The sequence below is a fragment of the Arthrobacter sp. StoSoilA2 genome, from assembly GCF_019977195.1.
Classification (GTDB): Bacteria; Actinomycetota; Actinomycetes; order Actinomycetales; family Micrococcaceae; genus Arthrobacter.
Genome location: NZ_AP024643.1, coordinates 552127 through 565034, shown reverse-complemented (window position 1 = coordinate 565034; position 12908 = coordinate 552127). Strand labels below are relative to the sequence as shown.

Annotated in this window: 13 protein-coding genes; 1 reads left to right on the top strand and 12 read right to left on the bottom strand. The window is 62.0% G+C overall.

What is annotated here, in order from left to right:
• Positions 1-36: 36 nt before the first annotated feature.
• The 8 genes from LDN82_RS02740 to LDN82_RS02705 form a co-directional block, all read right to left on the bottom strand.
• Positions 37-378 carry a hypothetical protein gene (locus LDN82_RS02740; RefSeq protein WP_224166283.1) on the bottom strand — a complete coding sequence of 114 codons (342 nt, stop codon included), beginning with the start codon at positions 376-378 and terminating at the stop codon, positions 37-39.
• A 24-nt stretch (positions 379-402) separates the two neighbouring features.
• On the bottom strand, positions 403-915 hold the full coding sequence (locus LDN82_RS02735; RefSeq protein WP_224166282.1) for a RidA family protein: 513 nt from the start codon (positions 913-915) through the stop codon (positions 403-405).
• 13 nt (positions 916-928) lie between these two features.
• Positions 929-2107 (bottom strand): FAD-dependent oxidoreductase, encoded by a 1179-nt coding sequence (locus tag LDN82_RS02730; RefSeq protein WP_224166281.1) that lies wholly within the window; start codon positions 2105-2107, stop codon positions 929-931.
• Between the two features lies 1 nt (position 2108).
• Positions 2109-2876 (bottom strand): amino acid ABC transporter ATP-binding protein, encoded by a 768-nt coding sequence (locus tag LDN82_RS02725; protein ID WP_224166280.1) that lies wholly within the window; start codon positions 2874-2876, stop codon positions 2109-2111.
• Entirely contained in the window at positions 2873-3805 is a 933-nt protein-coding gene (locus LDN82_RS02720) for an amino acid ABC transporter permease (protein WP_224166279.1), read from the bottom strand. The genes LDN82_RS02725 and LDN82_RS02720 overlap by 4 nt, the downstream gene beginning before the upstream one ends.
• An 11-nt stretch (positions 3806-3816) precedes the next feature.
• Positions 3817-4740, bottom strand: a complete 924-nt coding sequence (locus tag LDN82_RS02715; RefSeq protein ID WP_224166278.1) for an ABC transporter substrate-binding protein — start codon at positions 4738-4740, stop codon at positions 3817-3819.
• Positions 4741-4847: 107 nt separating this feature from the next.
• Positions 4848-6005, bottom strand: a complete 1158-nt coding sequence (gene solA / locus LDN82_RS02710) for an N-methyl-L-tryptophan oxidase (protein ID WP_224166277.1) — start codon at positions 6003-6005, stop codon at positions 4848-4850.
• A 3-nt stretch (positions 6006-6008) separates the two neighbouring features.
• The gene (locus LDN82_RS02705) at positions 6009-6962 is read right to left on the bottom strand and encodes a succinylglutamate desuccinylase/aspartoacylase family protein (protein WP_224166276.1); all 954 of its coding nucleotides are present in this window, start codon (positions 6960-6962) and stop codon (positions 6009-6011) included.
• 229 nt (positions 6963-7191) lie between these two features.
• Between LDN82_RS02705 and LDN82_RS02700 the strand changes: the two genes are divergently transcribed.
• The gene (locus LDN82_RS02700) at positions 7192-7779 is read left to right on the top strand and encodes a GntR family transcriptional regulator (RefSeq protein WP_263422280.1); all 588 of its coding nucleotides are present in this window, start codon (positions 7192-7194) and stop codon (positions 7777-7779) included.
• 55 nt (positions 7780-7834) lie between these two features.
• Here LDN82_RS02700 and LDN82_RS02695 read toward each other — a convergent pair whose 3' ends face one another.
• From LDN82_RS02695 to LDN82_RS02680, 4 genes are all read right to left on the bottom strand, one after another.
• Positions 7835-9103 carry an MFS transporter gene (locus LDN82_RS02695; RefSeq protein ID WP_224166274.1) on the bottom strand — a complete coding sequence of 423 codons (1269 nt, stop codon included), beginning with the start codon at positions 9101-9103 and terminating at the stop codon, positions 7835-7837.
• Complete coding sequence (locus LDN82_RS02690; RefSeq protein ID WP_224095110.1) at positions 9100-9474, bottom strand: MarR family transcriptional regulator; 375 nt, start codon at positions 9472-9474, stop codon at positions 9100-9102. Before LDN82_RS02690 ends, LDN82_RS02695 begins: the two co-directional genes overlap by 4 nt.
• Positions 9475-9665: 191 nt before the next feature.
• Positions 9666-11279: a GMC oxidoreductase gene (locus LDN82_RS02685; RefSeq protein WP_224166273.1), complete on the bottom strand. Its 1614-nt coding sequence runs from the start codon at positions 11277-11279 to the stop codon at positions 9666-9668.
• A gap of 20 nt (positions 11280-11299) precedes the next feature.
• Positions 11300-12853 (bottom strand): MDR family MFS transporter, encoded by a 1554-nt coding sequence (locus LDN82_RS02680; RefSeq protein ID WP_224167446.1) that lies wholly within the window; start codon positions 12851-12853, stop codon positions 11300-11302.
• Positions 12854-12908: the final 55 nt, after the last annotated feature.

Sequence of the window (12908 nt, the reverse complement as noted above, 5' to 3'; positions counted from 1 at the left end):
ATGTGGGTTGGGGCGAAAGTCCCCTCCCCCCAGCGGTTAATTGAGGAATCCGCGGGCGTCCACCGGCCACCGTTCCAGTGGTGCTCCGGTGCTGTCGGTGACGATGTACTCCTCGAAATTGACCACCACCGGGCAGACGTGGTTTGGCACCACGGGTAGCACGCTCCCGACGCGGGGATGGAATCCGTCCCCGGGCAGAGGAAGGAAGCCGTGGTACTCGTTATGGGTTTTGACGTGTGGTCTGACGTCGAGGTTCTGCTGGGTTGCGAACGCCTGCATCCGGTCGATGTTGTCCTGCATCACGTCGGACAGCACGATTGGTGAGGGCGTATCGATCCGATCTACGAGCGTCCCTAGAGCTTGCTGAATGCGGTTCACGCTGTGTTCCTTATTCTTCATGTCCTATGCCTCCGTGCAGACCATCTGGATCTCGACCGGGCTCCTGCGCGGCAGGCCGGCAACACCGATCGCAGTACGGGCGTGCCGTCCCTTTTCACCCAGCACCCCGATGAGCAAGTCACTGGCTGCATTGGCGACCTGCGACTGCAGGCCGAAGTCCGGTGTACTGGCCACAAAGACGAGCATCTGCACGATGCGGACCTTGTCCAGGTCGCCTACTGCTTGGACGGCGGCAGCAAGTGCGTTGAGCGCTGCATGGCGGGCAAGCTCCTGGGCTGTTTCAAGCTCAACCTCGCGGCCGACGATGCCGGTGCCCAGAAGTTCGCCGTCTTTGTACGGCAGTTGGCCTGAGATGTAAATGCTGGAGTCCACCGAGCGGTGTTGAAGGTAGTACGGGTTGTGAGCGAGGCTGGGCAATTTCAAGCCGAAAGCACGCAACCGGTCAGATGGCGAGCCGGACACGCCATTGGCGACCAGCCCGATGCGAGAATCAGCCGGGGTAAAGGGAAGACTCATATCAACGCTTTCACTAGCTGTGGGAAGAGGACTGTCCGGCCGGGGAAACCTGCATACTGTGGACGCTCATGAACCGTTCCGGACGTAGGAAATCCAGGCCGTCGAACGTCTGTAATCCGAGTGCCTCCCGGGCGGCGATCTCGCCATATCCCGTGGCCATTTTGAAGCCCCCGCCGGAGAACCCGGTGGCGCAGTAGACCCGGCTACCGGCGTCCAAACGCCCGAGCAGCGGGTTTCGGTCGGTAGTGAAGAGGTCCGGGAACGCATCCGAGCGGACGATGTTTGGATACAGGCCGGGGAAGAACTCACCCACCGTTTCGGTCGTCTCCGCAACCTCTGCCGGAGTAAGTTCCCTGGGAACCGCATCCGGGTTCCGTGTAGGCGTTGGCCGGAAATTCAGCGTTGCCTTGACGGTGACCCCGTCAACTGCGGGTGCACCATACATGGATCGGTCTCCGGAGAGCCGCACGAAGACGGGGAACCGTTCTGGAGAGAAGAGTGCGGGATTTTTCGCGACGAACCACGTGAGGAAGACCCTGTTGGGTTGGGTGTGTGCCTGGAGCGACTCCGGCATGAGCTTCTGTGACCAGCCGCCGGACGCGACGATGACACTCTCGAACGTCCAGGACTTGTCCCCGGAGGTCACCACAACACCGTCTACGGTTTCCCGGATCCCGTCTACCGGGGTGTTGGTGAGTACTGTGGCACCGTTGGCCTCGGCTGCGGAGATCGCAGCCGTGACGGCCCGGTCCGTCCTTAGAGCGCCACCGTTGGGGTCGAATACAGCGATATCGTCCGAACGCAGGTTGTGCTGCGGGTACCGCTCGGCCATCTCGGCATGGGAGAGAATCTGGTGCGCGACTCCGGTCACCCGCGCCGACTCGAGCAGCTGTGGAATGTACGGGCCATTCGCCGTGCCAATGTAGATTCCACCGCAGCGCAAAAGGATGTCCTGTCCGGTTTCATCCTCAAGCTCGGCCCAGAGCCGTTGGGAGCTGTGCAGGATGGGGTTGAAGCCCGGATTTAGGTTGAGCATTCGGAACAGGCGGGTGTCTCCGCCAACGGCGCTGCGTCCGTGGGCAGGGAGCTGCGCTTCGAAGCCGACCACCGAATCGGACAGCCGGGAGGCCTGCCAGAGGGCCATACTGCCAATGGTGCCGAGACCGATGACGGCCAATTTTCCATCTGTCATTTCAGAGCACTTTCTCGAGGAAGGACTGGGTGCGGGACTCTTGCGGGTTGGCGAGGACTTCCCGGGCGTCGCCGCGTTCGACGACGTAGCCGTCGTCCATGAAGATCAGGGAGTCGGCCACTTCGCGGGCGAAGCCCATCTCGTGGGTGACCACCACCATGGTCATGCCCTTCTTGGCCAGCTCTTTCATGACTGTCAGGACTTCTCCGACCTTTTCGGGGTCCAGTGCAGATGTTGGTTCATCAAAGAGCATGATCTCCGGGTCCATGGCCAGGGACCGGGCGATCGCGACGCGTTGCTGCTGCCCACCGGAGAGCTCGGCCGGGTATCGGTCACCAAACGCGCCGAGTCCGACGCTTGTCAATAGTTCCTGGGCTCGTTTGGCTGATTCCTTCTTGTCCGCGCGCTTGACCAGGACCGGTCCGGACATGACGTTCTCCCGGGCGGTCATGTTCGGAAACAGGTTGAAGGACTGGAAGACCATGCCAACCCTGGTGCGCTGCTGGGCCAGCTTCTTCGCTGGCAGGGCGTGGTAGGCCTTATCGGTTTCGTAGTAGCCGAAGTCCTCGCCATTGACCTTCAGGACACCGGAGTCCACGGTCTCAAGACCGTTGATGCAGCGAAGGATAGTGGACTTTCCCGACCCGCTGGGGCCGATGATGCAGCAGATCTCTCCGCTGGCGATCTCCAGGTCGATGTCCTTCAGGACTGTCTTGGGCCCAAAGGACTTTCGGATTTTCTGGGCAAGGATAGTGCCGTCGGTGTTCATCGGGCGATACCTTCCGGGTCTGTCAGGACAGCGGGTTTCGACTTCCGGGGAAGCCGGGCGGTTGCGCGGGAGTACTTCTGTTCGAGCTTGGACTGCGGGTAGCTCAGCAGCAGGGTCATGACCAGGTACCAGAGGCTGGCCACGATGAGCAGCGGGATGGTCTCAAAAGTGCGGGCGTAGATCAACTGGGTGCTCTGCAAAAGCTCGGCCACGCCGAGGACGCTGACCAGCGACGTTTCCTTGAACATTCCGATGAACTGATTGCCGGTTGCCGGAATGATGGACGGCATGGCCTGAGGGATGATGACCTTGCGCATCCTCATGGATGCGCTCATTCCGAGCGAGTCGGCGGCCTCGAGCTGGCCCTTGCCTACCGCGGAGAAGCCGCCGCGGATGATCTCGGCCATGTAGGCAGCCTGGTTGAGGGTAAGGCCCACGAGTGCTGCGGTGATCGGGCCCATGATCGTGTTGACGTCGATGACAGTGCTGATGTCAGTGAACGGGATCCCGATGCTCAGGTTCGGGTAAAGGGCGGAGATATTGAACCAGAAGATCAGCTGCACCAAGACCGGGGTACCCCGGAACAATGTGATGTAGAGTCCGGCTGTCATGGAGACCGGCTTCACATGCGAAGCCCGCATGATCGCAAGGGCAAGCCCGAGCAAGGTTCCCAGTGCCATGCTCGCAACCGTGAGGAAGATCGTGAGCATGAGCCCGCGCAGGATCGTCTCAGCGAAGAAGTACTTCCCAACGATCTCCCACTTGAAGTTGGAGTTTGTCAGGACGGAGGTGAGAATCCCGACGCCGACGAGGATGCTCAGGATCCACCCTGCATATTCGGAGCGGGTCCGAAGCCGGAGCCGTGGCTTGAGGGCTGCATCAATGCTTCCCATGGCAGCTTTGTTTCCTTTGTCGATTGCCGTTGTCATTCAGGCACCTGCTAGTTCAGCTTGGCGTCGGTGATGGCGCCAAACTCGAGGCCCCAGGTTTTGAGCGCCTCTTTGTACTCCGGGTCCCCGAGGATCGATTGGACTGCTGCCTGGATTGCCGGGGTCAGCGGCGAGCCCTTCTTCAGCGCAACTGCAGTGATACCGGTTCCCCCGACGTTGAGGGGAGGGGTAAGCATCTGGAAGGAGCCCGGCTGCTGCGTCTGTGCCCAGGCGAGTGCCGTGGTGTCGTAGAGGATGCCGTCGATCCGCTTGGAGTGCAGCTGTACCAGGGCTTCCTGGATGTTGGGCAGCGTCACAGCGTTGATCGCGGGCTGTCCCTTGGAGGTGCAGGTCATCTCGTTCAGGGCCGGAAGGCGCAACAGTTGGCCGGTGGAGCCCTGGGTGACGGCGATGTTCTTCCCACATAGGGTCTCGTTCGTGAGTTTCTGCGGGTTTCCGGCGGTCACCCCGATGGAGCTGCCAGCCTTGAAGTAGTCGATCATGTCCACGACCTTGAGCCGGTCCTCGGTCTTGGCCATGGTCGAAACCGTGAAGTCGAAGCGTCCGCCGTCAAGGCCCGGAATGATGGTGTCGAACTTCGTGTCCTCGAACTTCACCTTTACGCCAAGCTTCTTGGCAATAAGCCGGGTGATGTCCGGGTTGAGGCCGATCGGGGTTTTGTTGTCTTCGGCAAGGAAGACGGTCGGCGGGTAGTGCAGGTCCGCGGCCACCGTGAGCTCGCCCTTGTCCTTGTAGGACTTCGGCAGGAGGCTCACAGCCTTCGGATCGGGCTGGACACCCTCCGAGATATCCCTCAGGCCCAGTTCGGTGGGGCTGGCCGAAGGTTCACTACTGGCGGCGTTGCCGCATGCGCTCAAGCCAATAAGGAGGGCCAGTGCGGCCACAGCGGCGTGGACCTTGTTTTGTGTCTTCATCGTGTTTTCCTTGGAATTTCTTTGGGTTGGGATGGTGGGGTTACAGGAAAGGCGTGCAGTGGTGCCCGCTGGACGCGGTAATGAACGGGACGGGGCCTTGCGTCATCTCACGGGTTCGCCGTCGAGGTCTGGACCGCAAGGAACCGGTCAGGGCTTATGAGCGGGATCGTGTTGTCACTGGCGCCTTGAAGGGCGTAGTCCGCGGCGATTTCGCCGAGCACCGGTGCAAGCTTGAACCCATGCCCGGACAGGCCTGTGAGGACGGTAATGCGGTCCTCACTACCAAGCCGCCCAACGATCCCGTGGCCGTCCTGGGTGTAGCCCTCCATGTAGGCGGCGACCCGGACAGGATCTGGATAGAGTGCCGGGAAGGAATCGGCGACGAGTTGCCTGAATGCCGTTATTTCGTCGACGGGGACTGTCCGGTCGAGGGCGTCGGGGTCAGCCACCAGACGGTTGACGGTGCCGGACAGGCCTAGTTTCAGCCCGTTTCCGTCCATCGCCGGCAGTCCATAGAACTCTTCAGGCGTTGTGCGTATGAAGCATGGGAAGTTGGCCGGATCAAATGCCCCGCGTTCCTTCGTGACGAACCACGCTGATACCGCCTTGCGAACCTGCAGGAGTGGCGCGAGTTCCGGAAGCAGCTTCGCCGCCCAGGGGCCGGTAGTGACTACAACGTGGTCGTATCGCTCGTTTCGTCCATGGGCGCTGACCCAGACCCCGCCGTTTTTGACTTCCACCCCTTCGACCGGGGTGTAGGTGCGTAGTTGGGCGCCCAGCGACTTGGCCCGGTAGGCGGCCTTCAGCACCGCAAGCTCAGGGCGAAGATAACCTGCTTCACGGTCAAGGACAACGGCGTCCCCCTCGTGGAACGGATGGTGCGGCCAGCGGGTGCGTGCCTCGTCGAGCGGAATGATGGAGGCGTCGACCCCGAACTTATCGATGGAGTTGCTGACGTTGGCCATCTGCGATGAGGACTCTCCCAGCATGAGATTGCCGGCAAGTGTGAGCAGATTGGTGCCTGTTTCACCCTCGAGTTGTTGCCAGAGTGCCTTGGCAGTTCGAAGCAGTGGCACGTATTCAGGGTCTTCGAAGTAGGCGGTGCGGAAGATACGGGATTCGCCCGCATGGGCGCTACGGTCATGGGCAATTCCGAACTGCTCGTACCCGACTACATCTACGCCCCGTGAAGCCAGGCGCCAGGCAGACATGCTGCCCGCGGTTCCGAGCCCGATGACGGCCACTCTCTTCTTGGTGGTGCTCATTTCTTAAACCTCCTGGGTTAGGACCATCACGAGTCCGTCCGCGGCGATCGCGGGACTCGTGGTGATGATCATGGGTATCCCGGCTTGATTCGCCCTTACTTCGTGGATGACGTCGCCGAAAAGGTCACTGACCTGTCCAAGAAGCCCGCCCTTGGAGACAGGCTTGCCAAGTTCGACGGTCGGTTGCCACCAACCACCCACCGGCGAGTGAATCCAACTCCACCCTTGCTGGTGCTCGGTCTGGCCACGGGTCTGCTTTACGTCATAGGGGAGCATTCCCAGGGTCGCAGCCACATTCCGCAGGCCCATGACATGAATGGCGACAGCCTTGGGGTCGATGATCCCGCTGCCTCCTGCCTCAGCGGTGATCGCCGGAACACCGGCATCTGCGGCAGCAGAACCCGTGGTGCCGGTTGTGACCCTCGCGTCGGAAGGCTGCCTGATCACATGCTGGGTCCCGTACGCCATCGCGATCCGCCGCGCAGCCTCACTCACGGGTGACTCGTCGTAGATAACTACCGGCTCAATAGCTTCCGGCAGATCTCCGGAATGCAGGTCTATGACGTAGTCGGCTCCCCGGATGAAGCGCTCGAACACATGGTGTGCCAGCACGTCCGAAAAGCTGCCCTTCGGGTCGCCGGGAAAGCACCTGTTCAGATTCTTGCCATCCACTGGAACGACGAAGGGCGTTCGGCCCATGTAAGCCGGGACGTTGACCACGGGAACCGCGGTGATGATCCCCCTCAGTTCCGCAGGATTAACCTCCGAAACGAACTCCCGCAGGGCAGCCATGGCCGCGTACTCACAGCCATGGACCCCTGCGAGAACCGTCAGCCGAGGCCCGGTCTCCCGGCCATGGATCTCGATGTACGGCACATCCAAACCGCCGCCAGGGAGAGCAGGGATGTGGAAGTGGCCGCGTATCACGGGCTCTTGGCTTCCGAAGCCACCATGCATTTGGGTGTCCTATCCGACCGAAGTGTCCGACAATCGTGTCCGACATGATTGTTTGATACTATCGTTTGGTGATCTAGTGTCAAGGCCCACTCCAAAGTGCGGGTGGCTGCCATTAGCCGATAGGGGTGTGAGCGCAATGGAGAGTAAACCTTCCTCTGAGCCAGCAAGGACGTCTCTCGCGAGAACGCTTGCGCCTCGGGTTGCGGAGCGAACAACACTCGTGGATCAAGTGGCGCACCGAATCAGGAGGGAAATCATCCTGGGGACCCTCGACCCCGGCCGGCATCTTGTGGAAAAGAGGCTCGCCGAAGATCTGTCTGTAAGCCGCGGGACAGTCCGCGAGGCCCTGACGCGCCTTGCCGCAACCGGGCTGGTCGAATTCTCGCCGGGTTCGGGTAATAGGGTTCGATACTTCAGCGATGGCGACATCGCCGAGATCGGGGAAGTCTTCGCAGCGCTCGAAGGGCGGGCGGCCATGCACGCGGTACTTCCCCCGCCCGTGGAGGTTGAGAAAGAGCTAAGGCGCATCGCCGAGCGCATGCGGGGGCTTCGTCTGCCGGAGGACGTAGACGATCTCATGAGGTTGGACCGTGAGTTCCATGGAACGCTGATGAATCAGCAGCCAAAGACCAAACTGGTGGAGGCATGGCAGAGTCTGGAGTCGCTTCTCGCGGTCATGATGGTGCCGATAATGCGGCGCGGCGTTGGTACCGCCGACAGCCAGGCGGACAGGCATCTCCTGCTGGTCGACGCGGCAATGAGCGGGGAGCCCGAACTGCTCATCAAGGGTCTCGAAGAGCACTACTACCAGATCTGATATCTGGATACAGCCAACGGCCTCTCGTGGTTCACAAGAGGCAGCTTGAGGTCCGCTAGCTGGACGACGCTTGGGTCGCCCGCCTCCGCAGCCATGCACTGCGAACCTGTTCACGGAGCGTCTTCCGGCTGCGACGGCTGACCAGGACCACGCAAGCGACGGCGGTCAAAAGGACTACCACCCCGCCGGATGCCACAGCCCAGCGGGCTCCGAATTCCGTGCCGATCCAGCCCATGAGGGGTGCTCCGATTGCCGTGCCGCCTTGCAGGATGGCCAAGTACAGGGCGAGGACGCGTCCACGGAATTGCGGCTCCACGGACAACTGGATAGTGGTGTTGCAACTGTTCAGGAACGTGATGGACGCCAGCCCTACCGGAACAAGTACTGCCGCATATATCCAGAACGTCGGCGAGATGCTCGCCAGGATGGTGAAGGCGCCAAGGCTCATTGCGCCGCCGAGCATGAAACGGAGCCTCGGGCCGGACCTGCGGGCCGCCAGCAAAGCACCCCCGAGTGTTCCCACGGCCATGATGGAGCCAAGGAGACCAAACTCCTCCGGCCCCATGCCAAACTCCGCCGTGGACATCAAGGAGTTCGTCACCTGGAAGTTCATGCCAAAGGCACCCAACAGCCCCACCATCAGCAAAATGAGGACCAGGTCAGGGCGTTGGCGCACGTACTGCAGGCCTTCGGTTAATTGGTGCTTGCCGCGGGCCACTGGCGTTGCCGGCTCCAGCTCGGCGGCCTTAACCCGGGAGAGGGAAACGATGACGGCCACAAAGCTCGCTGCGTTGAGAAGGAACACCGGACCCGTGCCGATCCACGCAATGAGCACTCCGGCGATGGCAGGGCCGGTCAGCCTGGCGCTGTTGAAGGAGGCAGAGTTCAGCGCCACGGCATTGGAGAGCTTCTCCGGGCCAACAAGTTCCGACACGAACGCCTGACGGGCCGGGCCATCGATTGCGGCAGCCAGTCCCAAGGCAAGGGCGGCGAGGTAGACGTGCCACAACTGGGCCACGCCCGTTACCACCAGAAGGCCAACGATCAGCCCGCAGATTCCCATGGCCGTCTGGGTCCAGAGGAGGATCACGCGCTTTCGGTAGCGGTCGGCCAGGACGCCCGCATACGGCCCAAGAAGGAGCATGGGCAGGAATTGCAGCGCCGTGGTGATGCCCACTGCGGTTCCGGAGTGATTCGTGAGGACCGTCAGGACCAGCCAGTCCTGTGCCACCCGCTGCATCCAGGTGCCGACGTTGGACACCAGCGCACCACCAGCCCAAAGCCGGTAATTGGGACTCTCGAGGGCACGGAACATGGCACTCACTTGGCGCTCATCTCCTGCATGATGCGCGCGGCCCGGCTTAGCGTCAGCCGATCCTCCGCACTGAGTCCTGCTACGCGCTGCGCCAGCCAGGCAGTCCGCTGGCTGCGGGCCTCGGCCAGGACTTCCTGGCCCGCTGGAGTAATGCTGATGTGGACCTGCCGGCCGTCTTCGGGGTTGGCCTGCCGTGACACGAAGCCTTGCCCGGACAGGGCGTTCACGATCCGGGTCATCGACGGCGCCTGGACGTGCTCCAGCTCGGCCAGTTCCCGTAACGTCTGCGAACCGGAGTTGAGGTGGGCGAGCACCGTGTACTGCCCAGGGGTAATCACCTCGCCGGTCGCTTCGATTCGCAGCCTGCGGGATGTTCGCATCACTGCGGTTCGAAGATCAATGGCGAGGACGTCGGCTTGAATCTCCGCCGGTCCGTCGTCGATAGCTGCGCTCACGCGGAGACGCCTCCTGAGGTTTGGCATAATAGTTAGCAGTGCTAATTAGCTCCGCTAACTATTATGCTCCTCCCCCGGCAGGCTGTCCACGGAATGTGATCAGGCCAATGCCACAGTCACGCCCTGCTATGGACCACCTCTTCGTTGACCGACGAGCTTGGGGCGGCCAACTCCTCCACCAGTTTCCGGGCGCCGCGCACTGCGATGGCCACGCTCATCAGCGTCGGGTTCATGGCAGTAGCCGTCGGAATCAGCGCGTTCCCACCGACCACCAGATTTCCGTAGCCCCATACACGTGACCATGGGTCCGCAACGGACGTACCGTCGTCGGATGCGCCCATACGCATGGTCCCCTGGTAGTGGAGGCTGGAGCCGTTTGGCATGAGCCGCGGTTCGGCTACGAAGACCCCCAGCGCCTTGCCCGCCCGGAGCAGCCGTGCGGTGGCATCTTCGATTTCAACGTGCTCCCTCTCGGTGAGGGCGTAGCTGATGGTCATGTTCGGGAAACCGCGATAGTCCAGCTCGTTGTCGTCAAAAGTCACGCCGTCCTCAAAACGCGGGTGCTTGCGCATGCCATAGCCCATGTTGACGTAGCCCCAGCGGTTCCGTGCGTAAGGAGCATCAGGGGCCATGGGGAACGGTGTTGTTTCGGAATACATGACCTGGACGGAGAAGGGATGCTCCGGTTCGGAGAAGGGGATCCGATTGACGGCAGCCACGGGATCGGCTGGGTTCTGGGCGCGCCTGGCAAGTTCGGCCTCCAGATCCGATTCGCTCGCAAACCGTTCCATCTTCTCCGGATCAAGGGCGACTGTTGAGATGACCACCGGATGTTCCGTGAGGTAGTGGCCCAGCGCGGCAGGCCGAACGCCCGAAGCCCACAGCAATTGCGGCGACCGGAAAGCATCGGCGGCCACCACTACTACGTCTGCCGGGACAAAAGTGGTTTCTCCCGTGCGAAGGTTTTCCACAGTGACACCGGTGGCCCGTTTTCCCTCCGTTTCCACCCGGCGTACCAGGGTGAGATCACGGAGTTCGAAGCGCCCGGACAACGGAGACCCGGGATCGATGAGTGGACCGAGGACAACATCGGCACCTGCCCATCGCATGGAACCGTCAGGCTGGGGATCGCCCGCGACGGGCAGGGTACCCACCCCATAACCCTCCGGCAGCTCGCCGGCGAACTCTTCTTCCAGGAGCGACCGGATGGCGGCCCCGACTCCCGAATCGGCGAACGCTGCGCTCTGCACATGGAGGAGGCCCTTCGCCGAGGTGATGAGGTTCTCCCACTCGTCGTCGGCAATGAACGGGATCTTCTCGCTGAAAGCCGGCGACGGCGTTGCGCAGGTCCAGTGCGCCCCCTGCCCACCGACGTTGGTCGCCGCCGCTGCGGCCGGGAAAGTTTCGGCGTGGGCCGACCCCGGTCCGCCGAAGTCAAGGAGGTGGGTACCTTGGCGGGCGGTGAACATGCCTTCAGTCACGGTCCCGGCAGGAATACCCAACGACTCCCGGAATGCGCCGGACTGCGGCCCCTGCGACATCTCCCGTGCCATGGCCTTCTGATCGGGGTCGGCAATGTTGCGGACGCTTTCGCCTGGCCGGCCGGTCAACTGCGGGCCGGCTTCAAACATGATCACGTGGGCGTCGGGGGTGCCTTCAACCAGCAACCGTGCGTACGTTGAGCCGATCGGCCCGCTGCCAACAATGGCAATGGTCGGATTCTTGGACATTGTTTCTCCTTGGTGCAAGGTCAGGCCGAAAGGGTTTCGGAGACTTCTGGGCGGGTGGTTTGTGGTTCGTCCGCCAACCGTCCTTGCGGTAGCAGGACGGCGGCGATGATGCCAATGGCATAGGTAACGGCGAGCGCGATGAAGATCGGAGAGAACACAGCCCCATAGATTCCCGCAACAACGTCCTGGGTTTCAGGCGGAGCCTGGTGAACGGCGTGGGGCGTGAGGTTCGCGGCGTCCATTCCTGCGGGGAGCAGCGCTGCGACGCCTGAACCAATGGTTCCGCCAATAATGGCGGTGGCTACGGTGGAGCCAACCTGCCGCACGAGGTTGACCGTTGCTGTGATGCTTCCGGTCTGGTTGGCCGGTGCGGCGCTTTGAACTACCGCAACAATGAGGCTCATGAACGATCCGGTCCCCATTCCAACGAAGCCCATGACGATCATCGGCACCCACAGGGGAAGTCCGATCGGCAGCCATGCCATGACAAACAGCCCTGCCGCCCCCATGCACGTCCCGATAATGGGAAAGATCCGATAGCGGCCGGTGCGGCTGGCAAGCCATCCGGTGAGGAGGTTGCTGACCAGCATGCCCAGGACCGTGGCTATGGGCACCAGCCCGGATACTGTGACGCTGATCCGGTAGGCCATCTGGAAATAGGTGGGCAGGTACGCGGTGATGGAGAAAAGCCCGACGCCGATAATCGCCGAGAGCGCGGTGCCGGCGGCTATGGTCCTGTTGGCGAAGAACCGCAAAGGGACGATTGGCTCGGGGGCGCGGCGCTCGATGATGAAGAAGGCCATCAAAGCCACCACACTGACGGCCAGGGCGCTGATGGCCTGTACACCAAGGCTTCGTTCGGCGGTCCATGTGACGCCGAGGACCAGGAAGACCAGGCCCAGCGTGAAGGCGCATGCACCGGCCACATCGTAGTGCCTCGGAATCTGGCCCCGCTCAAGTGGGGGAACCGCAACAAAGGCCAAAACCAAGGCAACAACGCCCACCGGGATGTTGATCCAGAAAACCCAGGACCAGCCCCAGTAGTCTGTGATCGCTCCGCCGAGGACGGGCCCTACCAGGATCGCAATCGGAAAGGCCGCCCCGATGGCCGCCAGGTATCGCGGACGCTCACGTGGTGTGGTCACCTTGGCAACAATGGTCTGCGACATGAGCTGCAGCCCGGCTGAACTCATTCCCTGAATCACCCGGGATGCAATCAGCCAGGTGATGTCATCGGCGAATCCGCAGGCCAGGGATGCGAGCAGGAAGATCACCAGGGAAGCGAGAAAGACGCGTCGCGGCCCCAGCACGTCCCCGAGTTTTCCCAGCACGGGCAACAGGACGGTACTGGCGAGCGTGTATCCCACCACAACCCAGCTCATAAGCTCCAGGGCGCCGAGTTCCCCGGCGATGGTGGCAAGTGAAGTTGAGACCACCGTGTGGTCCAGTGCCCCCAGGAAGGACACGCTCAGAAGGGAGGCGACGAGGAACCGAAGTCTCAAAGTAGAAAGTGGCATGGGGTTTCTGCCCGAACGATCGGGCCGTCGACGCGACGGTTTGTGCCTCGGCAGCATCCTCACTGCCGAGAACGGATCCCTGTGGGGATCCCGACGCCACTTTCATTTTAGA

What these genes read in the sequence shown, in the direction of transcription:
- LDN82_RS02735 (WP_224166282.1), bottom strand. Translation starts at nt 915, where the DNA reads ATGAGTCTTCCCTTTACCCCGGCTGATTCTCGCATCGGGCTGGTCGCC.
- LDN82_RS02730 (WP_224166281.1), bottom strand. Translation starts at nt 2,107, where the DNA reads ATGACAGATGGAAAATTGGCCGTCATCGGTCTCGGCACCATTGGCAGT.
- LDN82_RS02725 (WP_224166280.1), bottom strand. Translation starts at nt 2,876, where the DNA reads ATGAACACCGACGGCACTATCCTTGCCCAGAAAATCCGAAAGTCCTTT.
- LDN82_RS02720 (WP_224166279.1), bottom strand. Translation starts at nt 3,805, where the DNA reads ATGACAACGGCAATCGACAAAGGAAACAAAGCTGCCATGGGAAGCATT.
- LDN82_RS02715 (WP_224166278.1), bottom strand. Translation starts at nt 4,740, where the DNA reads ATGAAGACACAAAACAAGGTCCACGCCGCTGTGGCCGCACTGGCCCTC.
- solA (WP_224166277.1), bottom strand. Translation starts at nt 6,005, where the DNA reads ATGAGCACCACCAAGAAGAGAGTGGCCGTCATCGGGCTCGGAACCGCG.
- LDN82_RS02705 (WP_224166276.1), bottom strand. Translation starts at nt 6,962, where the DNA reads ATGCATGGTGGCTTCGGAAGCCAAGAGCCCGTGATACGCGGCCACTTC.
- LDN82_RS02690 (WP_224095110.1), bottom strand. Translation starts at nt 9,474, where the DNA reads ATGCGAACATCCCGCAGGCTGCGAATCGAAGCGACCGGCGAGGTGATT.
- LDN82_RS02685 (WP_224166273.1), bottom strand. Translation starts at nt 11,279, where the DNA reads ATGTCCAAGAATCCGACCATTGCCATTGTTGGCAGCGGGCCGATCGGC.
- LDN82_RS02680 (WP_224167446.1), bottom strand. Translation starts at nt 12,853, where the DNA reads ATGCTGCCGAGGCACAAACCGTCGCGTCGACGGCCCGATCGTTCGGGC.